General features: G+C 49.0%; 20 protein-coding genes and 2 pseudogenes. 9 read left to right on the forward strand and 13 right to left on the reverse strand.

Translation table 11 applies throughout. From position 1 onward, the window contains the following. Window positions 1–34: 34 nt before the first annotated feature. The 5 genes and pseudogenes from AC0L73_RS06985 to AC0L73_RS07005 form a co-directional block, all read right to left on the reverse strand. Window positions 35–1,867, reverse strand: coding sequence for an AMP-dependent synthetase/ligase (locus tag AC0L73_RS06985; RefSeq protein WP_473655197.1), 1,833 nt, complete (start codon window positions 1,865–1,867; stop codon window positions 35–37). A gap of 24 nt (window positions 1,868–1,891) precedes the next feature. Then, window positions 1,892–2,664 (reverse strand): annotated as a pseudogene (locus tag AC0L73_RS06990) (ABC transporter ATP-binding protein). Window positions 2,665–2,667: 3 nt separating this feature from the next. Next, window positions 2,668–3,426: an ABC transporter ATP-binding protein gene (locus AC0L73_RS06995; protein ID WP_473655198.1), complete on the reverse strand. Its 759-nt coding sequence runs from the start codon at window positions 3,424–3,426 to the stop codon at window positions 2,668–2,670. Beyond that, window positions 3,423–4,532 (reverse strand): branched-chain amino acid ABC transporter permease, encoded by a 1,110-nt coding sequence (locus AC0L73_RS07000; RefSeq protein ID WP_473655199.1) that lies wholly within the window; start codon window positions 4,530–4,532, stop codon window positions 3,423–3,425. Before AC0L73_RS07000 ends, AC0L73_RS06995 begins: the two co-directional genes overlap by 4 nt. A 2-nt stretch (window positions 4,533–4,534) precedes the next feature. After that, the gene (locus AC0L73_RS07005) at window positions 4,535–5,428 is read right to left on the reverse strand and encodes a branched-chain amino acid ABC transporter permease (RefSeq protein ID WP_473655422.1); all 894 of its coding nucleotides are present in this window, start codon (window positions 5,426–5,428) and stop codon (window positions 4,535–4,537) included. Between the two features lie 494 nt (window positions 5,429–5,922). Here AC0L73_RS07005 and AC0L73_RS07010 point away from each other — a divergent pair, with 494 nt between their 5' ends. Further along, window positions 5,923–7,017, forward strand: coding sequence for a PLP-dependent cysteine synthase family protein (locus tag AC0L73_RS07010; RefSeq protein WP_227948939.1), 1,095 nt, complete (start codon window positions 5,923–5,925; stop codon window positions 7,015–7,017). An 89-nt stretch (window positions 7,018–7,106) separates the two neighbouring features. Here the strand turns inward: AC0L73_RS07010 and AC0L73_RS07015 are convergent, their stop codons facing one another. Both AC0L73_RS07015 and AC0L73_RS07020 read right to left on the reverse strand, forming a co-directional pair. Continuing rightward, window positions 7,107–7,481, reverse strand: a complete 375-nt coding sequence (locus AC0L73_RS07015; RefSeq protein ID WP_227948937.1) for a DMT family transporter — start codon at window positions 7,479–7,481, stop codon at window positions 7,107–7,109. A 79-nt stretch (window positions 7,482–7,560) separates the two neighbouring features. Beyond that, window positions 7,561–8,964, reverse strand: a complete 1,404-nt coding sequence (locus tag AC0L73_RS07020; RefSeq protein ID WP_473655200.1) for a UbiA family prenyltransferase — start codon at window positions 8,962–8,964, stop codon at window positions 7,561–7,563. 304 nt (window positions 8,965–9,268) lie between these two features. Between AC0L73_RS07020 and AC0L73_RS07025 the strand changes: the two genes are divergently transcribed. Then, on the forward strand, window positions 9,269–10,798 hold the full coding sequence (locus tag AC0L73_RS07025) for a hypothetical protein (protein ID WP_473655201.1): 1,530 nt from the start codon (window positions 9,269–9,271) through the stop codon (window positions 10,796–10,798). Here the strand turns inward: AC0L73_RS07025 and AC0L73_RS07030 are convergent. Beyond that, window positions 10,795–11,688, reverse strand: coding sequence for a diacylglycerol/lipid kinase family protein (locus AC0L73_RS07030; RefSeq protein ID WP_473655202.1), 894 nt, complete (start codon window positions 11,686–11,688; stop codon window positions 10,795–10,797). The two genes, AC0L73_RS07025 and AC0L73_RS07030, sit on opposite strands and share 4 nt — an antisense overlap. A 144-nt stretch (window positions 11,689–11,832) precedes the next feature. Between AC0L73_RS07030 and AC0L73_RS07035 the strand changes: the two genes are divergently transcribed. From AC0L73_RS07035 to AC0L73_RS07045, 3 genes are all read left to right on the forward strand, one after another. Then, window positions 11,833–12,690, forward strand: coding sequence for a UDP-2,3-diacylglucosamine diphosphatase (locus tag AC0L73_RS07035; protein WP_227948928.1), 858 nt, complete (start codon window positions 11,833–11,835; stop codon window positions 12,688–12,690). Beyond that, window positions 12,618–13,673, forward strand: coding sequence for a glycosyltransferase family 4 protein (locus tag AC0L73_RS07040; RefSeq protein ID WP_473655203.1), 1,056 nt, complete (start codon window positions 12,618–12,620; stop codon window positions 13,671–13,673). Before AC0L73_RS07035 ends, AC0L73_RS07040 begins: the two co-directional genes overlap by 73 nt. A 100-nt stretch (window positions 13,674–13,773) precedes the next feature. Next, window positions 13,774–15,231, forward strand: coding sequence for a cryptochrome/photolyase family protein (locus AC0L73_RS07045; RefSeq protein WP_473655204.1), 1,458 nt, complete (start codon window positions 13,774–13,776; stop codon window positions 15,229–15,231). On the opposite strand, the gene AC0L73_RS07050 is transcribed toward AC0L73_RS07045, so the two are convergent. The 5 genes and pseudogenes from AC0L73_RS07050 to ugpB all read right to left on the reverse strand — a co-directional run bounded on the left by AC0L73_RS07050 (window position 15,228) and on the right by ugpB (window position 20,360). After that, complete coding sequence (locus AC0L73_RS07050) at window positions 15,228–16,019, reverse strand: SDR family oxidoreductase (protein WP_473655205.1); 792 nt, start codon at window positions 16,017–16,019, stop codon at window positions 15,228–15,230. The genes AC0L73_RS07045 and AC0L73_RS07050 overlap by 4 nt on opposite strands. Window positions 16,020–16,139: 120 nt before the next feature. Beyond that, a complete protein-coding gene (locus AC0L73_RS07055; RefSeq protein ID WP_227948919.1) occupies window positions 16,140–17,225 on the reverse strand; it encodes a sn-glycerol-3-phosphate import ATP-binding protein UgpC in 1,086 nt (361 codons plus the stop codon). Between the two features lie 17 nt (window positions 17,226–17,242). Continuing rightward, window positions 17,243–18,090 (reverse strand): annotated as a pseudogene (gene ugpE, locus AC0L73_RS07060) (sn-glycerol-3-phosphate ABC transporter permease UgpE). Then, window positions 18,090–18,971: a sn-glycerol-3-phosphate ABC transporter permease UgpA gene (ugpA, locus tag AC0L73_RS07065; RefSeq protein ID WP_227948915.1), complete on the reverse strand. Its 882-nt coding sequence runs from the start codon at window positions 18,969–18,971 to the stop codon at window positions 18,090–18,092. The pseudogene ugpE and the gene ugpA overlap by 1 nt, the downstream one beginning before the upstream one ends. Before the next feature lie 72 nt (window positions 18,972–19,043). Next, on the reverse strand, window positions 19,044–20,360 hold the full coding sequence (ugpB, locus tag AC0L73_RS07070) for a sn-glycerol-3-phosphate ABC transporter substrate-binding protein UgpB (protein WP_227948913.1): 1,317 nt from the start codon (window positions 20,358–20,360) through the stop codon (window positions 19,044–19,046). A 246-nt stretch (window positions 20,361–20,606) separates the two neighbouring features. Between ugpB and AC0L73_RS07075 the strand changes: the two genes are divergently transcribed. The 4 genes from AC0L73_RS07075 to AC0L73_RS07090 all read left to right on the forward strand — a co-directional run bounded on the left by AC0L73_RS07075 (window position 20,607) and on the right by AC0L73_RS07090 (window position 25,317). After that, window positions 20,607–21,503 (forward strand): LysR substrate-binding domain-containing protein, encoded by an 897-nt coding sequence (locus AC0L73_RS07075; RefSeq protein WP_227948911.1) that lies wholly within the window; start codon window positions 20,607–20,609, stop codon window positions 21,501–21,503. A gap of 72 nt (window positions 21,504–21,575) precedes the next feature. Beyond that, window positions 21,576–22,499: a bifunctional helix-turn-helix transcriptional regulator/GNAT family N-acetyltransferase gene (locus AC0L73_RS07080; RefSeq protein ID WP_473655206.1), complete on the forward strand. Its 924-nt coding sequence runs from the start codon at window positions 21,576–21,578 to the stop codon at window positions 22,497–22,499. After that, window positions 22,496–23,392 (forward strand): DMT family transporter, encoded by an 897-nt coding sequence (locus tag AC0L73_RS07085; RefSeq protein ID WP_473655207.1) that lies wholly within the window; start codon window positions 22,496–22,498, stop codon window positions 23,390–23,392. Before AC0L73_RS07080 ends, AC0L73_RS07085 begins: the two co-directional genes overlap by 4 nt. A 185-nt stretch (window positions 23,393–23,577) precedes the next feature. Beyond that, complete coding sequence (locus AC0L73_RS07090; RefSeq protein ID WP_473655208.1) at window positions 23,578–25,317, forward strand: hypothetical protein; 1,740 nt, start codon at window positions 23,578–23,580, stop codon at window positions 25,315–25,317. Window positions 25,318–25,565 lie beyond the last annotated feature (248 nt).

Raw genomic sequence — 25,565 nt, forward strand, 5'->3', positions numbered from 1 at the left:
ATACCCTATTTTGCTAATTTACCGAAATTACTGCTCAAGCATACATTGTATCGATCAGCCCTTTGTATTTCTGATTTACGAATGAACGCTTCAATTTCATGGTCGGTGTCAACTCATCATCCTCCGCAGTGAGAACTTCCTCAATCAACCGGAAATCCTTAATCGTCTCGACCTGCGCAAAATTCTTGTTCACCTTTTCTACTTCTTCGCGGATCAGGCCCAACACCTCGCTAGTTTTGCAAAGGCTCTGAAAATTCGTGAAAGGAACGTCACGATCTTGCGCGTATTTCTCCACGTTCTCATGATCAATCATGATCAGACAGCTGAGGTATTTACGCTTGTCGCCAATCACGACGGCATCCGAAATATAGGGACTAAATTTCAATTGATTCTCTATTTCCGAGGGCGTGATGTTCTTACCCCCGGCCGTGATTATGATATCTTTCATCCGGTCGGTAATTTTCACAAACCCGTTGTTATCGACATACCCAACGTCCCCGGTGTGCAGCCATCCATCCGTCACAGTTTCTGCGGTCTTCTCCGGCTGATTAAGGTAGCCAAGAAAGACATGTGGTCCCTTAAGAAGTATTTCTCCCTCATCGGAAATACGCACCTCAGTTTCCGGTGCGGCGACCCCAACTGTGCCGAGCTTGTATCGATCCGGCAGGTTAGTCGTCGCGACACCAGTATTTTCCGTCTGCCCATACACTTCATACATGCTAAGGCCGAGTGCCCAATACCATTTGATTAGGTCCGGTGATATTGGTGCGGCGCCAGAGCCGAGATAATGTGCGCGGTCCAATCCAAGAAGACGCTTCACATTTTTGAGTACCAGTTGGTCTGCCAGCCAGAATTTAAATTCTTCCAGTTTATTCGGCGTTTCACCGTTCAGCTTTTTGTCCGCAATCTTATAGCCCGCACCAATTGCCAATTTATAGGCAAGCTGCTGTAATCCCGTCGCTTCTTTCAACTGCAATGTTATCGCCGAGTAGAATTTCTCCCAGATACGAGGGACGGCGAAGAAAACAGTTGGCGAGACTTCCCGGATATTTTCCGGCACTGTGTCTGCGCCTTCGACAAAATTGACAACAGAACCGGCAAATAATGGTAAAAAAACGCTAAAAGAACGTTCTGCTACATGGCACAATGGCAGGAATGAAAGCTGCTCATCCTCAGGTCCGAAATCAATGATAGGTGTCAAATTTGAAATCTGAAACATCAGGTTCCGGTGCGAGATCATCGCCCCCTTTGGCGGCCCTGTTGTACCGGAAGTGTATATCAGGATTGCCAAGTCTTCGGGTTTGGAAAGCGCAATCTGTTCTTCCCAGAAATCCGGATGCTCCTTTTGGTATGTTTCACCAAGTTGATAGAGTTCCTCGATACTAATGACCATATCGTCCTGAAAGTCACGCAGCCCTTCCATATCAAGAACAACAATTTTCACAAGATCTGGCAGGCGCTCCCGCACTTCCAGGATTTTATCGAGTTGCTCTTCATTTTCTGCGACGAAAACTCGCGTCCGTGAATCCTGACACAAATATTCCACCTGCTTCGCACTATCCGTCGTATAGACACCATTACTGACCCCTCCGACACAGAGTATGCCCATATCAAGATAGAGCCATTCGGGCTTATTTTCACTTAGGATCGAAACAGTCTCACCGCGTTTCAGGCCAAGCGCAACCAAGCCCAGTCCGCAGGCGCGCGCTTTTTCCCCATACTCCGACCATGTGACCGTTTGCCAGATGCCGAAATCCTTTTCACGCATCGCAATCTTCTTGTCATGCTCTTTGACACGCCTCCAGAAGAGCTGACAAGTCGTTGTCGCGCCATCAATGACCGTTGGCGGGTAATTCATTGCGTTCATATTTCCCTCCAGCCTCAGCCTATCCTATCGCCAGGTCTTACGTTTTTTCCAACGGCGTTTACCACGAACGCCTTGGTCCTGAATGCCGAGATAAAATTCCCGGATATCCTGCTTTTGCAGAAGGTTTTCAGTCGTATCTTCCATAACGATGCGTCCCACTTCGAGGACATAGCCGAAATCCGCCGTATGCAGCGCAATGTTCGCGTTCTGCTCAACCAGCAGCATCGTCATGCCCTGTTCCACATTCAATCGCTTGATGATCGTGAAAATTTCCTTTACCAATCTTGGACTTAGGCCAAGGCTGGGCTCATCAAGCAGCATCAACTTGGGCCGCGCCATAAGCGCTCGGCTGATTGAGAGCATTTGCTGCTCCCCACCTGAGAGCTGTCCCGCAGGCTGATCCCCCGTTCTTTCAGGATCGGAAAATAGCTGTGCACAAGTTCTACATCCTGAGCAATTGCATCCCGATCTTTTCGGGTGTAGGCACCCATCATCAGGTTGTCATATACTGATAGAAACGGAAAAACTTCCCGCCCTTCCGGGACATGGCTGATCCCTTGGCGCATCACCCAGTCGGGGTCGTGTTTCTGGATTTCTTGCCCATTAAATTCCACAACACCCTTTTGCGGATCCATGATACCGCTGATCGTTTTCAAGATAGTCGTTTTACCTGCACCGTTCGCGCCCAGAACCGTTGCAATCTGTCCTTCGCGCACATCAATAGATATGCCTCGAATTGCCATAATCGGGCCGTAGTATGTTTCAATATTTCGGACTTTCAGGATCGCATCACTCATTATCTACTCTCCCAGATAGGCCTTGATAACTTCCGGATCGTTCTGCACATCCTGGGGAGAACCGAATGCCAGCATCCTGCCGTAGTTCAGCACCAGTACCTGATCGGACACTTCCGATACCAATCCCATGTCATGCTCAACCATCAGCACAGTGATACCCAGATCCTTTTTGATATCATCGATCCAGAAAGACATGTCCTGGGTTTCTTCGACATTGAGTCCCGATGACGGCTCATCGAGCAATATCAGTTTGGGCTCTGTGCATAATGCCCGGCCCAACTCAACCACTTTACGAACCCCATATGGCAAGTTCGTAATCAGGCTTTCCCGGTAATGTTGAAGATCAAGGAAGTCGATGACCTCTTCCACCTTTTCGCGATGCGCCATTTCAGCTTTTCGCATTGATGGCGTGAATGTCAATTCAGAAAATAAATTCGTTCTCGAATGACAATGACGCCCGACCAGCAAATTCTGCAATACGGACGCATGCTCAAACAGCTCGATATTCTGGAATGTCCGGGCGATACCAAGGCTGGCAATGGCATGCGGCGGTACTTTTGTAATATCCTGACCGTCGAACGTCATCGTACCTTCGGTCGAATCATAAATCCGACTAATCAGGTTAAAAATCGTCGTCTTACCCGCACCGTTCGGGCCGATAATGGTAAAACACTCGCCCTTTTTGATCTCAAAATTAACTCCATCGACCGCCTTAACGCCGCCGAAGTTAATCGCCAGATTTTCCGCTTTGAAAAAACTCATTTCAATCGTTCCGACTTCATATAGGCTTTTTGGCGTTTGAAGGTGGCCTTCTTGTAGACAGGGAACATCTGGAAATAATGCTTTATCTTCAACCAGCGGCCGTAAATACCATAGGGTTCAAAAATAATGACCAGCACCAGGATAAAGCCGAAAATAAAAGGCTCCATCCCCGGTGTCTCCGCAATAGCCGTCGGCAGATAGTCCTTCAGAATGGCCAGCCCTTGCGGCAGCGCTAGCACGAACATTGCGCCGAAAATCGCGCCATGAAGTGATCCAATGCCGCCAACCACAACGAGTACCAGCAGTTCCAGAGACTGGAACACCGTAAAACTTTCCGGCGAGAGGAAGCCCAGCTTGTGTGCGAACAAGGCCCCGGCTAGCCCCGTGATGCCGGCACTAAGGGCAAAGGCTGTGGTTTTCACACGTGCCAGATTAACACCCATGCTTTGGGCGGATACCTCTGAATCACGGATAGCCATCATTGCGCGTCCCGTCGGCGACCGCAGAAGATTGATCGACATTAAAATAACGAGGACCAGCAAGCCGAGGCACAGAAAGTAAAACGGCGCACCATCCGTAAGTTCCGTATCCCCGATATAGAGAGATTCCACCAAAAGCCCCGTATAGCCATTTGTCACACTCTCCCAACGAGAGAGGATCTCTTCAATTATCAAGGCAAAGGCAAATGTTGCGATGGCCAGATAAATTCCAGTCAAGCGCAGAACCGGGATACCAATTACCACCCCTGCCAGCGCCGCAAAAATTGCAGCAAGCGGCATGGAAATGACGAAGGGGAAGATTACCGGTTCTTCCATAAACGGCAGTGGCACCCCATTGCTTGTGAGCACAGCCTCGGTATAGGCACCTATGCCGAAAAACGCCGCATGCCCAAGACTGACCAGCCCCGTATATCCCGCAAGGAGCATCAAACCGACACCCGCCATAGCGATGATGAAAAGCTGCGTCATCTGTCCTATATAGTAGCCTTCCAGGATGTAAGGCGCCGCTACGACAATCAGCAATAATAGCCCGTAGGACCAATAGTAACCTGAGTGTTTCGCAATCCGGATATCCTGATTATAGTCTGTTTTAAAAAGAAACCGCATGACTACACTCTCTTTCCGGTCTTCTGACCGAACAGCCCCTGCGGCCGAACAACCAGAACAACGAGTAGCACCACATATGCGGCCACGTTCTTAAAGCCGGGCGGCAGATAGAACCCCGCGAGCGTCTCAATAATTCCGATGATAACGCCTCCGACGACTGCGCCTGGAATAGAACCGAATCCGCCCAGCACAGCGGCCGGAAAAGCCTTTAACCCGATAAAGCCCATACTGGTATCAATCAGGGTGGTCGGCGCAAGAAGTATACCCGCCGCCGCCGCAACCGCCGCACTTATACCCCAGATCATGGAGAAAACGGCCTTAACCGGAATACCCATATAATAGGCGGCCAGCTGGTTCTGCGAGGATGCCTGCATCGCAATACCAAGCCGCGTGTGGGTGAAAAAGGCGTACAAGACGGCACAGAGGATAATAGTTGCAATAATCACAGATAGATCCGTTTGAGATATGACGAGAGAACCAATAGATTCCGGCACCAGACTCATCCCCTCGCTCGAAAAGGGTGTGGAAATCGCGTAGGTTTCTGTTCCCCAGCCGGGAATCATACCCGCCCCGCTCCGCGCCATATATCCAAATCCAATGGTTACCATGACAATGGAAAATTGCGGCTGACCCAGCACCGGACGAAGAAATATCCGGTCTACAAAGTTTCCAACGAAGAACATGCAGAAAATAGCCGCAGCAGCACCGGCCCAATAGTTCCACCCAAGGATAGATATAAAGGTGTATGCAAGAAAGGCACCTAGCATCATCAACTCGCCTTGCGCGAAGTTGACGACTTCCGTCGCCTTATAGATCAATACGAAACCGAGGGCGACAAGGGCATAGATACACCCGATGGACACGCCCCCGATAACTAACTGAAAAAATTCAAACAGGATAGCCTCCCACTATTGTCCGATTTTTTTAGTTTTTTCACGCCGTATTACTTAAGCGGACGAATACGGTGATTTGAAAAGTATAAGCAAGCGTTTCGTTCAGCGTCAATAAAACTTTTCAACGAGCGTAGTATTTTTTTGTTCGCATTTGCAGTATAATTATTTTTATAAATAATAAGTACATTAATGAAAATAATTTCTCATTTTTACTGAAAATTACTTGTTTAAATTATATATATTTACTTAATTTATGACAATATGTTGCATCTACAATCGTCAATTCTCACCCTTACGATACATTCCTCAAAGGTACATTAGAAAACACACATGTTGCGCCGCGTGCAACCTGAGATGAAATTACCATACCATTGTAACCAAGAAATGAGTTGGATTTGTTCCACCAACATGGTTATCGTCAAATCACCTTTTAGACATTTTAATTTTTCTAACCGCTGGGCAATCAAAGCCGGGCACCAATAGATCGGGAGTGAAAAATGAACCAGAACACAAAAGGAGGCACGCGCACAACAGAAGGGTTGGGGCAATTATATTCCTCTATCGTAGACACTATTGGCAATACACCTTGCATCCGCGTCAATCGCCTTGCACCTGAAGGTGTCGAGCTATATGTGAAGGCAGAATTTTTTAATCCGGCCGCTTCCGTTAAGGATCGACTCGCTATTTCGATTATTGAGCAGGCGGAGAAGCGCGGAGATTTAAGACCTGGCCAAACCGTTGTCGAGGCGACCAGCGGCAATACGGGAATTGGCCTTGCCATGGTCTGCGCGGCTAAGGGATACCCCCTCGTCGTCACTATGGCCGACAGCTTTTCTATCGAGCGACGGAAACTTATGCGCTTTCTTGGTGCAAAGGTAGTCCTCACGCCCCGGGCGGCGAAGGGCTTTGGCATGTATCAAAAGGCGAAAGAACTGGCGGAGGCGAACGGCTGGTTCCTTGCACGCCAGTTTGAAACCGCCGATAACGCGCTGATCCATGAAAATACAACGGCGCGGGAAATCCTCGCTGATTTCGATGGGCATCGGCTTGATTACTGGGTAAGCGGATATGGAACAGGCGGCACAATGACCGGTGTATCCCGTGTCCTGAAGAAGGAGCGTCCGGAAACCAAGATAGTTCTGACCGAACCCGCCAATGCTCAGCTTGTCGGTAGCGGCGTTGCCCAAGAACGCGATTCAAGCGGCTCCCCGAGTGAGGGTCATAAATCCTTCGAACCCCACCCGATCCAAGGTTGGACGCCGGACTTTATCCCGCTCGTTCTTCAGGAGTCTCTTGATCAGGGATACTACGACGAACTTATTCCGATCGCAGGACCAGAAGGAATTGAATGGTCGCAGAAACTTGCACAGAATGAAGGGATTTTCACCGGCATATCTGGCGGGTCAACTTTTGCAGTCGCCATGAAGGTTGCAGAGAAAGCGGCGCCAGGATCTGTTATCCTCTGCATGCTGCCTGATACTGGGGAACGCTACCTTTCTTCACCGCTGTTTGAAAATATCGTGGAAGACATGGCGGACGACGAAATCGCCCTTTCCCTCTCAACGCCCGGCTTTCACATGCCGACGGAGTGACCCGCGCGTTAAAACACTGCAAATACTCATTTCGTTGTCCTGTTATTATGTTACCGGACAACGAAGTGGGATTTTGCACTTAAGGCAATCTAAGCAGACTTACCAACGAGAACGCAGCCACCAACAATCAGTACTGTGCCGATAATCCGCATCGGCGTGACATTCTCATTTAACAACAAAATTCCGAACAGCATTGTCACCACGAAACCAATCCCGACAAAAGGGTAGGCAACGCTCAAATCTACTTTAGAAAGAACCCAAAGCCAAAGCACCACACTCAGTGCATAGATAATCAGTCCAAACCAGATAAATGGCGAGAACAAAGCCGCCAAGGCAGACTCATAAATACCCGACTGCATTGCTGCCTGCATCTTCTGGTCCGCCACGCCAAGCTTCAAGACAAGCTGCGCGCATGCCGATGCAAATACGGTCAGCAGGATCAGGCCAAGAACAAGGAATGACATTCTATAAGTCTCCTATTTACACATCGCGCGCGACGCGGCAGGTAAAATCAAAATACTAAATATTTAGCAAGGAACAGAACTACGACAAAGCTAACCCCAACGAGTTGGCTCGCCCGATCTTTGATTGCGAAAACAACCGGGTCATCCGGGATTTCCCCCGTCGCGCACATACCCATATATGGTTCCCCCAGAACAGGACAATCAAGCACAGGAGCCACAGAACTTCTGGACTGGAATATGAGCTCAGCACAAACGGACTATTGATATAAAGGGCAAGAATAACAACTGCCGCGGTAAAATTCGTAATACCAAGACCAAACATTGTTTCCCGGTCATCTGCAGAGTAACCCCGGCCACGAACCTTGTTGTCATTTTCAGTTAAGGCCGCCACCTCAATATAGCGCTTCATGAAAGCTAGGCTGACAAAGATAAAGACCGAAAAGGCGATCAGCCAGGAAGAAAGGTCCACGCCTGTTGCCGCCGCCCCTGCAACAACTCTCAATGTATAGAGGATCGCAAGCGTCATGACGTCAACCGTCGTGATCCGCTTAAGCAGGAAGGAATAAGCATTCGTGATGGCAAAGTAAACCAGGAGAACGCCTACAAATGCAAATGGCAAAAATACAATCGATATGGCAAATGCCAAAATCGGAAATCCAAGAGCTCCGGCAATCCCGATAGGAAGAGGAAGCGCCCCTGATGCGATTGGCCGGTATTTCTTGCTCCGATGTCGACGGTCTTCTTGCAAATCAAGCAGATCATTCAGAAAATAAACTCCAGAAGCACAAAAGCTGAAACAAACAAAAGCCAACAAGGCCGTCATCAGATGCATAAAATCTGAATATTCATGCGACGTCACCAATGGCACGAAAATCAGGACATTCTTGGCATATTGATGCGGGCGCATCTCCTTCACAAAGGCTTTCAAGGTAGACGCCTCGGATTTTGCTTGCCAGACCAATTTACCGTTCTTTTCAGCTTCCGCGACATATTGGGCCGGCGCGTTGACCATAATGTTTGCCGCCGCAGCCCGCCAGATGGGCGCATCAGCAGAACTGTCCCCGGCATAGGCAAAGTCTTCATCGCCGATCAAGTCCTTGATCGCGGCGAGCTTGTTCTTTCCCTTAAGATTATAGTCGCCCTCCGTCGCCATAACCTTATCAAAAATGCCCAGATGTTCGGCCACTTGATTGGCATAATTTCGATGGGTTGCTGTCGCGAGGATAAGTTCTTTGCCCTGAGACTTGAGCTGTTTCAGATAGGCAATCAACCCTTCTTCATAGGGAAGATACTCAGCATCGATATCAACATGCTGAGCAATCTTTTCCTTGGCAAAGGCACGCCCCTTCAGCAACCAAAAGAGCAATTGGAATATCTTGAATGGGTTACCTTTCAGGTAACGCAGCAATGATTCCACGAATAAATCCGTCCGAACCAATGTACCATCTAAATCTACAACTACGTATTTTACGTTCTCAACCAACGGATTCTCGCCCTCATATACAGATTGCTGTAAACAGCAGGGGTGACCCTAACAACTCCCTGGTCCAGCAACGATATTATTCGCAAATGCAACCCAGTGTGTATCGAATAAACCTTAATTTTAGATTTCTTTTCGCTATTCTAGAAAAAACAAGGATACGAACCAGTATTAACCATAATATAGTCAATTAATGTTAGTAAGCGTGACATTTTTGCGTTGATGATGAGCCGGGGACAAGTGTTTGTATAATCAGGAGAATCGATCGAAACGGATTTGGCATTTTGGCTTTTTAGCTGCCGTAATAGTGATTTCGCTGTCTATAAAAATCATCAATGAAGGCGCCCTTCCATACTGGCTGGACGAGGGTTACACCGCTTGGTTTGCAAAGCTATCATTTCATGAAATCTGGTTCTGGCTCCCCGAAGTTGAGGCGCATCCGCCACTTTACTATAGCTTGGTCAAGCTTTGGGGCATGATCGAAGCGGATGAGACAGGGCTATGGCACCGGTCTCTATCTATTTTTATTAGTTTTCTGCTCGTTGTTTCGTCCTATTTTTCGACAAGGATTACCGCAACATATCTCAACAGAGAGGGCGATAACGCGGCCCTCTTCAACAGTATCCTCATCTGCTTTAGTCCGGTCCTTGTCTGGTATTCGATTGAAGCCCGGCCATATATCTTGCTTTTCTTCGCCTATTCATTGGCAATTTTCGGCCTAATTTCAATTCTCTTGAATAACGATGGGGGAACGAAAAAAGGGTGGATGATATTTGTCATAGGCGTGCTCCTGACAAATTGGTCCCATCATCTGGGGGGTATTTTTACTGCAGTGCTATTTTCGTCCCTGACTGTGCACTGGGCTCTTCAGCTAAAATTCAGGAAAGAATTTTTCTACAGACTACTATTTTGTTTTATCATAGTGCTCGCCCTTTCCGTCCCACTTATCATTCAAATCGTAAGACAACTGGTCTATTGGGAAGCTTCAAACTGGGTCGCTGAGCCCACAATCACCAGCTTTATCCAGATCATGCGCCGGATTTTCGGCTTTGGCTATGCGGACAAGCTCATCGATACTGCCTTTGGACCATCCGCAATTATTCACACAGGGCGACTTGCTCTCGGTCTGGCCACGGCTATTCTGTCATTTGCCCTTATCTTGCACGGCCTTTACAAGATCATCCAGTTGAAGGCGTTTTCCCTTGCCAGCTTCTTCTTGTTAAGCTGCTTCTCAGTACCAGTTGTCTCTTTCCTTATCTCAATAATGGGGCCTAATATCTTTCTGGAGCGGACACTGCTGCCGGGCCTTATTCCTTATTTCATGCTTCTATCCATAGCAATTGAGTTCATCGGACGCCGGTTTCTTCGAAATGCCATCAAGATCTTCTATGTTGTGGTCCTTGCCCTCGGCCTTACGGCAATTTTACGAGCAGGAGAGAAGGAGCCATGGGATGAAATCATGGCGGGCCTTGCGGAGCAAACCCAGAAAAATGACTTAGTCCTGATGATGCCAAATGACCTCTATCTTCCGTCCAGCCTTTATGTTTCCGATCCCGAATTAGCCGCCCGGATAAAAAGTTTTCCTGCAGAATATCCAGCAACGGAGTATTCTGACTTTTACCCCGATGGCTTCCCCGCTGTTCCGGGAGTTCGAGCTGAAGATGCGCAAGTCATCAGAGACCTGATTGTCGACAAGGATCGCGTCTTTCTGGTCACCCGACAGTATGATCTTTTCGATCCGGATGACGTTACAAGAGAGACCCTTAGCGAGCATTTCACCTCAGTGGGCGAAGAAGCCTGGGGCAATATCTATATAGAGCGATTTGACCGCAACTAAATCGCCGCACGTAGTATCATCAGCGGCTGCGGATCAAGTGAAATATTGACCGGTGTTTCAAATCCGCCATCACCGTCGCATTGGCAAGGAAACGGAGCGGGTGAGGTCAGCGATATGGCTGTGTCTGTAACCAGCATTTCAACATCAGGCAAACGGTTAATCCGGTTTAAAAGCAACGCCATCCCATATCGAATGGCGTTCACGGCACCCGAACCTCTGAATATAAGAACATCAAGCTGCGGCTTTTCAATTCCCCCGTCGGGAGCGATCACAAACGGGCCTCCATAGTACTTTGCCTTTGTGATGATGACGCTGCCCGCACTATGACGCACCCCATTTACCCTCACTTCAAGTTTCATATTTCGAAAACCAGAGATTACACGCATTGCCGCTAAAACATATGCAATAGCACCAAATCTCTTTTTCTGATCCGAACGCATGGCTGCCACGGCAAGAGAGTCGTATCCCGCCCCGAGCATCAGTAGAAACCGCTTGTCATTGGCGAGCGCTGTATACACAGGCACGGGCAAGGCAGTCACCAATGTATCTACAGCTTTTTCAATCGAAACGCCGACACCAAGCTCACGCGCGAGTACATTCGCGGTACCAAGTGGAATAACGCCCAAGGGAAGATCACCCCCCTTAAGCCCGTTCAAAATTTCAGATATTGTACCATCTCCACCAGCGGCTACCAGAACAAGATCGGGATCATTTCGGGCAACAAGCTCTTGGGTCAGCATCGTTGCGTGGCCGGGGCCGGTGGTTTTCAGGATTTCAACCTCGCACTCCGTCTCGGCGAGCCGTAAAAGCGCCTTTGAAAATCTGCTTTTGTTACGCATCCCGGAGGTTGGATTATGAATGATGACCAGGCGCCTGTTCGCTGGAGTCATAGGACTGACCTTCTATCGCAACAAAAACATAACCAAGCGGTCATTAAACTGACCCGTACAACCCGCAGACATTGTCCATACGATTGTTTCGTCATTTAAAACTTTTGATGACCATTTGATGACAACCCAAAAGAGTCATGCGTAATGGATGCCCGTGCAATAAGCCATAAATACCGGTCCATCTGGATATCGGATATACATTTAGGCACCCCCGGGTGCAAGGCAAACTTCCTGCTGGATTTTCTGCGAAGCACCAAGAGCGAAAACCTCTACCTCGTTGGCGATATTATCGACGGATGGAGCTTGCAGCAAGGCTGGTACTGGCCGCAGGCTCACAACGACGTGGTGCAAAAGATCATGCGCAAGGCGCGGCAGGGGACCCGGGTTGTCTTTATTCCGGGAAACCATGATGAATTCGCTCGAAACTATGTCGACCATGATTTTGGCTCCATTCAGGTCGTTCATGAAATCGTCCACACCACCGCAGATGGCCGGAAGTTTCTGGTTCTGCATGGCGATGAATTCGATGTCGTCGTCAAATACGCCCGCTGGCTTGCCTACCTCGGCGACTGGAGTTACGGGCTCTGCCTCAAGCTCAACGATACTCTCAACGCCATTCGCCAACGGCTTGGATATCCGTACTGGTCGCTTTCCGCCTATTTGAAGCTGAAGGTGAAAAACGCCGTTAAATTTATTGCAGACTTTGAAAATGCGCTTGCCGACGTTGCCAAGGATCGGGGCGTCAACGGCGTTATTTGCGGCCATATCCATCACCCCGAAATTCGCGAAATCAACGGCGTCACCTACTGCAATGATGGTGACTGGGTAGAAAGCTGCTCGGCCCTGGTCGAACATTTTGACGGCCGTCTGGAATTAATTCACTGGATGGGTGCGGTTGCTTCCCTCTCCGACATACAAGGAAACAAATCATGCGACTCATCCTCATTACCGATGCCTGGCATCCTCAAGTCAATGGGGTTGTTCGGACGCTCTCGAACTTAAAGGACTATCTAACGGGGCTCGGTGATGAAGTCATCATGGTAACGCCGGAACTTTTTACCTCTCTTCCTTGCCCTACCTATCCTGAAATTCGTTTGTCCCTTTTCCCGGCACGACGAATGCGCAAGATTTTTACAGAAACACTGCCGGATGCCGTCCATATTGCAACGGAAGGCCCCCTCGGTTTCGCTGCCCGTCGTTATTGTATAAAGAACAATATCCCCTTCACTACCGCATTCCATACGCGCTTTGCTGAGTATGTAAATGCCCGCATCCGACTCCCGATCACATGGGGATATGCCAGTTTACGTTGGTTTCATCGACCATCCCGCGCGATTATGGTCGCTACGCCAAGTCTGGAGAAAGATTTAAGGCTCCGCGGGTTTCAGCATATTAGACGCTGGACACGCGGTATAGATACAGAGCTTTTTCATGCCAGAGAAAAAACCGCACTTAACTATAAACGGCCGATTTTTCTCTATGTCGGCCGGGTTGCCGTTGAGAAAAATATTGAGGAATTTTTACGGCTTGATCTCTCTGGCACCAAGGTAGTGGTTGGTGATGGGCCGCAACGCAAGGATTTGGAGAAAAAGTATCCGCAAGTCATCTTTCTTGGACTGAAAGAAGGAGAGGAACTCGCAAAAGTATACGCCGCCGCCGATGTGTTTGTATTCCCGAGCCGGACGGATACGTTTGGCCTTGTCCTCTTGGAAGCGCTGGCCTGCGGAGTACCCGTCGCCGCCTATCCCGTCACCGGTCCTCTCGATGTCATCGGGGATAGTCCTGTAGGAGTTCTCGAGGAAGATCTGAAGGCTGCCGCAATTAGTGCTTTGGATATTGACCCCACCGTATGCCGCGAATATGCCATGGGTTACTCTTGGGCGACCAGCGCGATGCAGTTCAAAAATAATTTGGTAGTTTTCACGGATACCACAAACATAGCTCCTGCCCCCCTACCTTTGAAGGAAACGGAAGAAGTCGGCTAATTTGCATTCGATCGGATGAAATCTATTTCTGGTGATCCGGTGCCTGCCCGGCACCGTATCAGAATGGAATAGAATAGCTTTAACCAAAGATTTCTCCATCGTGACACTTTGCTCGTCAAATAATGCAATCGCAATCCACTGGTTTCGGCAGGACTTGCGGCTTTCTGACAATCCTGCGCTCATGGCAGCGGTAGAAGCTGGCAAACTACTTCCCATTTATATTCTGGACGATGAAAATGCGGCTAGCTATCGTATGGGTGGCGCAAGCCGGTGGTGGCTTCATCATTCTCTGACCGATCTCAACAAAAGCCTTGATGACAATCTCAATGTTTTTCGCGGAGATCCGATTGAAGTCCTTATGAAACTAACTCGGGAAAATGCGGTAGAAACTATCTCATGGAATCGCTGCTACGAGCCATGGCGCATCCAACGGGACAAAGACATTTCAGCGGAGTTGAAACAGAATGGCGTAAATGTGATCTCCATGAATGGCTCCCTGCTCTGGGAACCATGGGAGGTTCTCAAGTCAGATAGAACACCATATCGTGTTTTCACCCCGTACTATCGCAAAGGCTGTCTGAATAGTACGGAGCCAAGAAAACCCATGAGGAAACATCAGAATTTAACATTTGCCGAGACCGGCACTATCGATGGCTCCCATACCATTTCCGAGCTAAACCTTCTTGCGTTGAACTGGGAGATCAAGCGAGACCCGGATTGGACGCCGGGTGAAAAAGGGGCGCAAGACAGGTTGCACCAATTCCTGGACGACGGCATAGATGGCTATAACAAAGGTCGGAACTTTCCTTCGACTGAGAACAGCTCCAACCTTTCCCCGCATCTTCACTTTGGTGAAATATCACCACATCAGATATGGTATGCGCTCGCCTTTCGAGAACATATGATCAAAAATGAAGAAGATGCAGATCAATTCCGCATGGAACTTGCCTGGCGGGAATTTTCATATAGCTTACTTTATCACACACCTGACCTCCCCGAAAAAAACCTGCAGACGAAATTTGACGCCTTTCCCTGGCGAAAGAATATGGCCGCGCTAGAGGCATGGCAACGTGGACAGACGGGCATCCCCCTTGTTGACGCCGGAATGCGCGAGCTTTGGCAAACCGGTTTCATGCATAACCGGGTGCGCATGGTCGCCGCCTCCTTCCTTGTGAAAAACCTAATGATCGACTGGAGGGAGGGCGCGCGCTGGTTCTGGGATTGTCTTGTTGATGCGGACCTCGCCAACAATAGCGCAAGCTGGCAATGGGTTGCGGGCTGCGGTGCCGATGCCGCCCCCTATTTCCGTATCTTCAATCCCGCCACTCAAGGCGTCCGGTTTGATCCAAAGGGAGAATACACACGAAAATATGTGCCCGAACTCACTGGCTTGCCCGACAAGTGGCTGTTTAATCCCTGGAAAGCACCGAAGGAGATATTAGAGGCGGCGGGGATAACTCTCGGCGAGACCTACCCCGAACCGCTTGTAGATCTTAAAACATCACGCCAAGACGCGTTGGATGCCTATGCGGATATGAAGGCAAGACAGTCTTCTTAGGTTATTCCCGCTGTATACATTCGATTTGCCGTCGGACTGATTACCAGCTGGTTGACACAAACCCGCTTATCAAGTTGCGCCAAGAACAGAATTGTTTCCCCCAAATCCTCGCCTTGAAGCATGACCGATTTTTCTTCATCCGTAACTTTGACAGGCCGGTTATCTAGGATCGGCGTCGCCACTTCGCCTGGGCAAAGCGCGCAGGCCCGGATGCCGTTAATCGCCTCTTCCATATTGATGCTCTCGCTCATGGCAACCATACCATGTTTAGCGGCTGTATAGGCGGGCCCTGTCATTTTCGATACGCGCACACCTGCCCAAGACGACACATTAACGATCAACCCCTCTTTCTGACGACGCATGATCGGCAAAACGGCCTTACAACAATAAAAAGCTCCATTCAGGTCGATATCAACGACTGAATCCCACCCGTCCGTATCAACCTCGCTCCAGCTACGCTTCTTGACATTTATGCCCGCGCTCAACACAGCGATGTCAAGGCGTGAAAACCGTTTTTCAATCCGATCGACAACCGCAGCAACCTGATCTGCGTCGGCAACGTCGAGCTCCTCGATGACGGGTTCAATTCCGACAGCGCGGATCATCTCCTCGGTCTCTTTGAGCTTTTCCTTGCGGCGGCCCGAAAGAACGATCTCCGTACCAGCGCGCGCGAGTGATACCGCGCCCGCTTGTCCTATGCCAGTTCCAGCCCCTGTGACCCAGGCAACCTTGCCTGTAATATCTCTGAGAGCACCTAGATTATTACCGTTAGAAGCTATCCCTGCCATTTTTTCTTCCTTGATTAGACCATTGCACAAGAGCGACCCCAAGGCATCGCTCCTTTCCCTGTGAACAGCATATCCAAGACGTTGCGATTTGTCCCGACGATAAAATTCAGCTATCTGAGATCACGAGAGTCGGCGTTCAGTTTTTGGGTCAAACACATGCAGGTGGTCAGGTGCCACGCGGATCGGCAACACTTCGCCTCCCTTGATATGACGGATTCCATCCAGCCGAACTGTCAGATCAGATCTGCTTTCACCGAAATGACCATGTACGAGCGTATCTGCGCCAAGTTGTTCCACCATCGTTACCGTCATGGGGACAGCATCAGGCGCTTCAACAACTAATTCCAAATGCTCTGGCCGGATACCTAAGATAACATCTTTTCCGCCATGTTCCGGCATTCCCCCATCACCGAGCGGTAGTGCCTCCTGCCCCGAAATAGTGATATTTTTGCCCTCTGCGTCAATTTTAGCATCCGCAAAATTCATGGCCGGAGATCCGATAAATCCTGCGACGAAAAGAGAGGCAGGGCGCTGGTATAGCTCAATCGGCGTACCAAGCTGCTCCACATTGCCTGCATTCAGCACCATCAAACGGTGGCCAAGTGTCATGGCCTCCACCTGATCGTGGGTTACATAGACACTGGTAATACCTAGATTTGCCTGAAGCGTCTTGATCTCGAGACGCATTTGGACCCGTAGTTTTGCATCCAGATTGGAAAGTGGCTCATCAAAGAGAAAAACACTGGGCTCACGAACGATTGCCCGCCCCATAGCGACGCGCTGACGCTGTCCACCGCTGAGTTGTCGGGGCTTGCGCGTCAACTGCTCATCGGTAAGTTCAAGAATTGCCGCGGCCTTCTTAACCCTTTCCTCAATCTCGGCCTTGGGCAGCCCCATGATTTTAAGGCCGTAGGCCATGTTTTTGTAAACACTCATATGCGGATAGAGGGCGTAGTTCTGGAAAACCATCGCAATATCTCGCTCAGACGGTTCCAGATTATTGACGTCACGACCGCCAATGCTCAGCCGCCCTTCAGTAATGGATTCAAGCCCTGCTATCATCCGAAGCAAAGTCGATTTTCCGCAGCCTGAAGGGCCGACAAGAACAAGGAATTCCCCTTCCTCAATCTCAACATCAACGCCATGAATCGCCTTGAAACCATTTGGATAGGTTTTGCGAATACCCTCTAGAACTACCCTTGCCATCGTCTGATTTTCCCGCCTTATTTTTCGGTTTCCGTCAGTCCCTTGACGAAGAGACTTTGCATGAAAATAACAACACAAACTGGCGGCAACATAGCGAGTAATGCCGTCATCATGATGATATTCCACTGCGGCACTTGTTCCGCCGCCTCCAACATCTGCTTGATACCCATCACAATCGTATACATGCTTGTCTCTGATGTAATCAGGAGTGGCCAGAGATACTGGTTCCATCCATAGATAAACAAGATTACAAAAAGCGCGGCGATGTTAGTCCGCGACATAGGAATTAATATATCCCAGAAAAAACGCATGGGACCCGCGCCATCAATCCGCGCCGCTTCCAGCAATTCATCCGGGATCGTAAGAAATACCTGTCGAAACATAAACGTCGCCGTAGCCGACGCGATTAGCGGGATGGATAGTCCCCAGTAGGTATCCAGCATTCCCAGATTGGCCACGACTTCATAGGTCGGCAATATCCGAACCTCTACCGGCAACATCAAGGTGATAAAAATCATCCAGAAGAAAAACATCCTGAATGGAAAGCGAAAATATACGATAGCAAAAGCCGATAGCAATGAAATCGCGATTTTTCCGACAGCAATCATCATCGCCATGGCAAGGCTGTTCAGCATCATATATCCAACCCCATTGCCATCCATTCCGCTCATTCCACGGCTCAATGCGATGTCGAGATTTTCGAAAAAATGCCCCCGGGAAGCATCGGTAGCGGGACCTGTGTCATCCGGATTTCAGGATGGCTCGCGGCCACAAACATAATCCAGATGGGCAGCGCTATAACCGCCACACCAAGGATCAACATGATGTGAGAAAAAATTGTCAGAAGTGGCCTGTTTTCAATCATTAGTAATCCACCCGTTTCTCAACATACTTGAACTGAACGACCGTCAGGGCAATTACCATAATCATAAGAATAACCGACTGCGCAGCAGATCCACCAAGGTCAAGCCCCACGAAACCGTCATTAAATACCTTATAGACCAAAATATTTGTCGCGCCCGCTGGTCCGCCAGCAGTCACGACATGGATAACGCCAAATGTTTCAAAGAAAGCATAGACAATATTGATGACAAGCAAGAAGAACGTCGTTGGCGACAACAGCGGCAAGACAATATCGATTGTCCTGCGCATCGGGCCTGCGCCGTCAATTGCGGCGGCTTCGATCAGTGATTTTGGTATTGATTGCAGTCCTGCTAGGAAGAAAAGGAAATTATAAGCAACCTGCTTCCATGCAGACGCCATGACCACCAGCGCCATAGCCTCCCCGCCATTCAACTGGTGGTTCCATTCATAGCCAAGTGCCGAAAGGGCATAACTTACGATACCCAAAGTCGGATTAAACATGAAGACCCACAACGCGCCAGCAGTTACCGGCGCAACGGCGTAGGGCCAAATCAGAAGTGTTCTATAGGCGCCCGAGCCTTTTATGACACGATCTGCAAAAAGGGCGAGAATTAGCGCGAAGGACATGGAAAGAAAGGCAACAAGAAAGGAAAAAACAATCGTTATTTTAAAGGAATCCCAGTAGAGCGGATCGCTCAATAGATCCTCAAAATTCCTGAACCAAACAAATTCCGTTTTCAGTCCGAACGCATCTTCCAACAGCAAGGATTGATAGAGCGCCTGACTAGCTGGCCAGATAAAAAAGACAAGGGTGACGATAATCTGCGGCAGAACCAGTAGAAAGGGCAGCACGGATGGCCCAAAATGTACATTCTTTAACATCAGCGAAAACCTCTCTGAATGCGCCGCCGCAGCACATCTGCGCTGCGGCGGTCGACATCAGAAAATCAAACGTTACGACCCGTTCGCTTCTTCGAACTTACGAAGGAGAACGTCGCCACGCTTGGCAGCATCATCCATGCCCTGTTCCGCAGTTTTGGATCCGTTCCAGATCGCTTCCATCTCTTCATTGATAACGTCACGGATCTGCACAAAGTTACCGAAGCGGATACCACGGGAATTCGGCGTTGGCGTATTCAGGCTTAGCTGCTTAATGGCCGTATCCGTACCCGGGTTAGACTCGTAAAAGCCCTGCTTCTTGGAGAGTTCATAAGCAGCAGTAGTAATCGGAACATAGCCCGTTTCCTGATGCCACCATGCCTGAACTTCCGGAGACGACAGGTAGGTCATGAATTTTGAAACCCCCTTATAGTCGTCATTTTCTTTACCACGCAGAACCCAAAGAGTGGCGCCGCCAATGATAGAGTTCTGAGGCTTGTCGATCACATTCGGATAGTATGGCAACATGGACTGACCGAAGTTAAACTTTGCCTGGCTCTTCATAGAGCCGTAATATGCAGAGGAATTCATCCACATGCCACATTCACCGTTCGTGAACATCGGCAGGCTGTCGCCGCGGCGTCCACCATATGTGAAGAGATTGGATTTATGCCAATCCTGAAGATTTTTCATGTGAGTTTTGACAATATCGTTGTCAAATTCGAAAATCGTTTTCGTGCTCTTGAAGCCGTTTTCTTCGGTGCCCATCGGGATATTGTGCCAGGCGCTAAAATTTTCAACCATAACCCATGACTGCCATCCGAATGAAAAACCACATTTATATCCTGCGGCAACCAACTTTTCGGAAGCTTCTTTCATTTCCGGCCAAGTTGCCGGAACCTTGGATACGCCTGCTTTATCAAGGGCGTCTTTATTATACCACAGAACAGGCGTGGAGCTGTTGAACGGCATGGATAGCAGTTCACCCTCTGATGTCTGATAATAGCTGATCACGGCAGGCAGGTAGTCCGACTTGTCAAACGGTTCGCCCGCATCTTTCATCATCTGCTCAACAGGATAAACGGCGCCCTCGGCGGCCATCATCGTCGCTGTGCCAACTTCGAAAACCTGAACAATATGAGGCTGCTTCTTCGCGCGGAATGCTGCGATTGCCGCCGTCATTGTTTCCGTGTAATTGCCCTTGAATGTCGGAACGACTTTATAGTCTGACTGCGTCGCGTTGAAATCTTCCGCAATTTTATTGACACGCTCCCCGTTGGTGCCGCCCATCGCATGCCACCACTGAATTTCAGTAACCGCCGACGCAACGCCGGTTCCGCTCATGAAGGCAGCCAAAGCCGCCGGTAGAACTAGTTTTTTGAATATAGACATAATGTTTCCCTATAGGTTGATTATAAAACATCACGGTATGCGATGCCCGAATCTAATTTCTTTCTGTCGGAGGCAACCCGTCCCCTCCTAACAGAGTATAGGTATTTGCCCGACCTTCAATTACGGTTTAATGACAGCCTAACAAACTAATTCGAGATTCCACATTTTGCGGGGTTAGTGATAATCTATTCGAATAACTCCATAACATTGTGTTATGGAATAGGTCTTGGGGAAGCATCTTTCGGAATGAATCGGTTACGACAATTGGAGGCCTTCAGAGCTGTCATGATCGCCGGAGGCGTAACGCCCGCGGCCAGTATTCTCAATGTCTCTCAGCCGGCCGTCAGCCGGTTGATCAGCAGCCTTGAAAAATCTCTCAAAATTCCTCTTTTCGATCGGCGTCAGGGGCGCCTTCATCCCACATCAGAGGCCGAATTTTTATATAGCGAGGTCGATCGGGCAATTGCCAACCTAGATCATGTTGCACAGCTTGCAGCAGATATTCGCAATCAAAAGGCGGGACATTTGCGAATTGCCTGCTTGCCCGGTTTCGCAACATCCCTATTGCCGCGAGTTGTCTCAGAATTTCTGGCCGATCGGCCGGATGTCACGATGTCAATTCAAACACGAAGTTCTGCAAGAGTTCGTGAATGGATCGCGGCTCAGCAATATGATATCGGAATTGCTGATGAATTTGAGGGGCATAGCGCCGTCAATCATGAATCGGTAAATATTCGGACCGTATGCGCACTTTCAAGTCGCCATCCTCTCGCCGGTCAGCAAGTCATAACAGCTAAGGACCTCGATGGCCTACCAATGATCATTCAGGATCGGCAAAATCGCTTTTATCATGCTGTAAAAGCAGCATTTGATACGTCGGGCGCCGTTTTGGACCATCGCGTCGAAGTGCGCCAGTTCGCGACGGCATGCCTACTGGCAGAACAGGAGGTGGGGATCGCCATCGTCAGCTCAATTGATGCTGCGGAATATGTTGGGCGTGGGCTGGTCACCCGACCCTTTGAGCCGCAACTACCATTCCGCCTCGATATACTCTATCCGAAGTATCATCCTCGCTCGCTTTTGATGCAGGAGTTCATCGCACAGTTTCGTGAAAGCCTGACACCGTTCGTGCTAGCTGATTAAAAACCACAACCAATTTAGTTGACAAAGTCCATTATTTTGTTGTCACATGACAATAAAATAGGAGGGTTCTTAATGTCTGTCTCTGTAAAGCACATCGACGCGGTCAGAAAGTTCAACAGGTTCTATACCAAGCATGTCGGCGCTCTAAATGAAGGGTTATTGAACAGTCGGTTTTCCCTTACGGAGATGCGGGTGCTCTATGAACTGTACGCAGGCGAGAATCTGACTGCGGGGGACCTCTCAAAAAGTCTGTCGCTTGACCCCGCCTACCTCAGCCGTCTCCTCAAGAAGTTCAAGTCAGGCGGCTTGCTCAAGATAGAGAAAAGCAAGACAGATGGACGGCAGCGGGTTCTCACCTTCACTCAACAAGGAAGGCGCGCTTTCAAACCTTTCATCAAAGCGTCCCGCGATGAAGTGGAAACAATCCTCTCCTCGCTCTCTGATGCCACACAAATCCGGTTGCTTGCGGCGATGAACTATATTGCCTCAACACTTGATCCGGTGGACGGCAAATCTGACCCCGTCATTATCCGCAGTCATCGTCCCGGCGATATTGGCTGGGTCATCCACCGCCATGCCGTTCTCTACGCGCGAGAGTATGGCTTCGATTCCAGTTTCGAGGCTCTGGTCGCCCAAGTCGCCGGAGAATTCCTGACAAATTTTGACCCACAATTTGAGCATTGCTGGATCGCAGAGAGAAATGATGAAATCCTGGGTTCTGTATTTCTTGTAAAGAAAACCACGACAACAGCACAGCTGCGCCTACTCTATGTCGAACCGACGGCACGAGGCCTCGGTGTTGGGCGTAAGCTAATTGACGAATGTATTCGCTTTGCCAACCACAAACATTATGAAAAGCTGACCCTTTGGACTAACAGTACCCTTCATGCCGCTATACATTTATATGAAGAGGCTGGATTTGAAATGGTTGAAGAAGAGCCTCACCATAGCTTCGGGCAGGATCTTGTGGGTCAGGTTTGGGATTTGAAGTTATGAATCGTGTAAACCTGGCGCTGCTCGCTGCTGCTACGAGTGGTGTCGTTGTTGGTGCCGCAACTGTGGCAACAGGATCAATTGTCGGTGAGGTCGGCCCGATTACAATAGCCTTCATCCGATATCTGATCGGAGTCTTGTTGTTACTCCCGCTCGCACTTCGTATTCGTTGGAGCCCTATAGCGCCGCGCGATTTTCTGGCAATTCTTCTTTTTGGCATTTTTCAGTTTGCCATTTTGATCATCCTGCTAAATTTCTCAGTCATCTATATTGCTGCCGGCCTAGCCGTTCTAATATTTGCCAGCCTCCCTCTCCTCACCATGGCCATTGCCATTCTCCTCGGGCGCGAGAGTTTTACCTACCGCAAGCTCACGGGAATTATACTGACTATAATCGGTGTTGGATTTGCTGTTGGTACAACCGCTTTCGTAGATGATTTAGATACGATGGAGTGGTTCGGCATCGGCGCCGCATTCTTAAGCGCATTCATAGGGGCGCTTTGCTCCGTCCTCTATAGCGCCTACATGCCGCGCTACCCGACATTGCAGATCAGCTCCATGGCAATGGGATGTGCGGTTCTATTTCTGTTTGGCCTCGCCCTAATGGAGGGCATGATCGAAGCCGTCTCTGGCTTTTCAACGACCATATGGTTTGTTCTGTTGTTTATCGGTTTCTCGAGCGCCGTGGGTTATTTCTGCTGGCTTTATGCGTTGGCCCATATCCCGCCATCGAACGTGACCGTATTCCTAGGCCTCAGTCCGATCACCGCTGCGATCCTGGGCGCCCTGTTTATTGCTCAGCCTCTCTCTGTTCAGGATTTGATTGGAACAGCCCTGGTGATTGCCGGTCTCGTCGTCTCCCTATGGCGCAAGGAAAGCAACGATGTTCAGTCTTGATGTCTGTTATAATAAATGCGGCATATTGTTATTATAACGGAAATTGTGTGAAAGTTGGTTTATGGCGGAATTTGTGTTACGCAGCATAGATCGGTTTGAGTTCGGCAGCCATGATCCGGTTTATAGGTCTGATGCCAAACCGGAAAAATGCTGTCTGAGTACTGATTAAAACGGGAACGTCACGAATGATGAAAAACGTCAATTCGGCCGCTGCCTCAATTTTTATTTTTCTTGCTGTTCTCCTCTCCATCAGTAGGGCTGATATCTACGGTATTATCCCACATCTTATTCAGGTTGGCCTTGCCTTAGGAATTACTTGCCCAGCGGTAATCGGTCTCGGCGGCAGGAAAGCTCTGCTTTCCGCCCTTCTGGCAATTGGTAGTTTTTTTATTATTCTGGCCGCGTGGGCATATGGAACCCAACCCTTCTTCCCAGCAGGTCATGACGGATATGTTTATCACATCACCGCCATTTGGGATTTGGCGAATGGATGGCATCCCTTTTTGACACCAAATAACAACATTTGGGTTGATTCCTATCCAACAGGCTATTGGGCGCTGCAATCGTATCTCGTATCCATAACGGGATTGCCAATGGCGGGACAAGCGCTGCTGATCGGGTTGATGGCAGTGTTAGGATTACAATCTTTCACCTTCTTCTATGTAAATTTCTCAGGCACGTGGTCACGGTTCAAGGTTTGGCCAGCCATTCTGTTTTCAGCCGTCGTTGTCGCCAACCCCATACTCCTGACGCAAATACAAACCCATTATGTTGATGCGCCACTATATACGGTTGGCGCTTCACTTGTACTCTTCCTTATCTCGGATGTAGTTTCGCGAGGTCGAATGGCATGGATCGGCGCCATAGCCTGCGTCATTTTATTGCTAAATATAAAGACCAGCGCCCTCTATTTCACACCGCTTATTCTTTTCAGTGGCTTTCTTATGGACTTGTTTGTCCAACGAGGACCTAACGGAATTATACAACGCGTCATCCATTGGATAGGAAAGAGAGGCATTTATTATGGTTTGGCAGGGGTCTTCGGGATTTTGGTGATAGGCTATAAGCCCTATGTCACCAATATTCTGGATCATGGTGATTTATTCTATCCTCCCTCTGCGGAGATAATGAATAAAAATACGCCCATGAATGTACAAGATCCGATGTCAGCTCCTGAAAAGTTTTTTATCGGTCTCTTCGCACGAACAGAGCATAATCGATACGGCATTCCGGTTGAAGCTCCAATAAGCCTGAAAATTCCCGGCACTTTCACGCTAGCAGAATTTAAGGCGCCCGATTTTGATACACGTCGGGGCGGCTTTGGCCCCTTATTCAGTCTGGCCTTGATTGCCTCCTTCTTCGCCTTCTTCGCAAGTCGCATTGCGGTGTATCGACAAGAGATGACGTTACAGCAATTGCAGAGCGGAGGCATCGCGCTTCTTGGGTTTGCAATGCTAGCAATGTCTATCTTCTTTCCGGAGCCATGGTGGGCCAGATATGTACCGTTTCTTTGGCTCACCCCAATCTTTCTTGCGATTACTCCGATGGTTATTGAATTGAAAGGGAAATGCAGGTTCTTTACGCAGATTACTGTGACAATTACCGTAATTTCCCTGTTAGGCTGCATATTGTCGGCAACTTTGGGCGCCGCGCGTCAGCATAAACAAACGTATGAAAGATTTGCGCCGCTTGACCAGATGAAGATGGCGCCTGTTGTTGAACTGACCCTCATAGAGGAGGTGCGTAAATTCTCTGATTATCAGTCTAAATCGCAGTCTGATGCGGCGACGGTTTACGCAGAAATACTGGAAAGGGAAGGCATCAACACAAAGATTACCAAGGTATTTGACGAAGAGACATGTCTCCAAGCCGGATACTTTTTCGGTGCCGTCCTCTGGTGTATTCCCAAAAATTACGAAGAATAGGCATCCCCGATGATGACATCCTTAACCATATTTGCAAAAATACGATAGTCACGATAATTTTCTCAACGCTAAATTCCTTAATAGTTGCAACCGAGAGGGCACTGAAATTGCAACATGATCGTTATAGCTTGCAATCGCGTATATCCATTGCCAGCGGTTCATCAATTTTCTTTTTTTAGCGCTTCTGCTGATTGTCAATCGACTTACGATTACAACGATGCTCTCCCCATATGTGGATATAGCAGTAT

The organism is Sneathiella sp. D3-11, assembly GCF_055809395.1.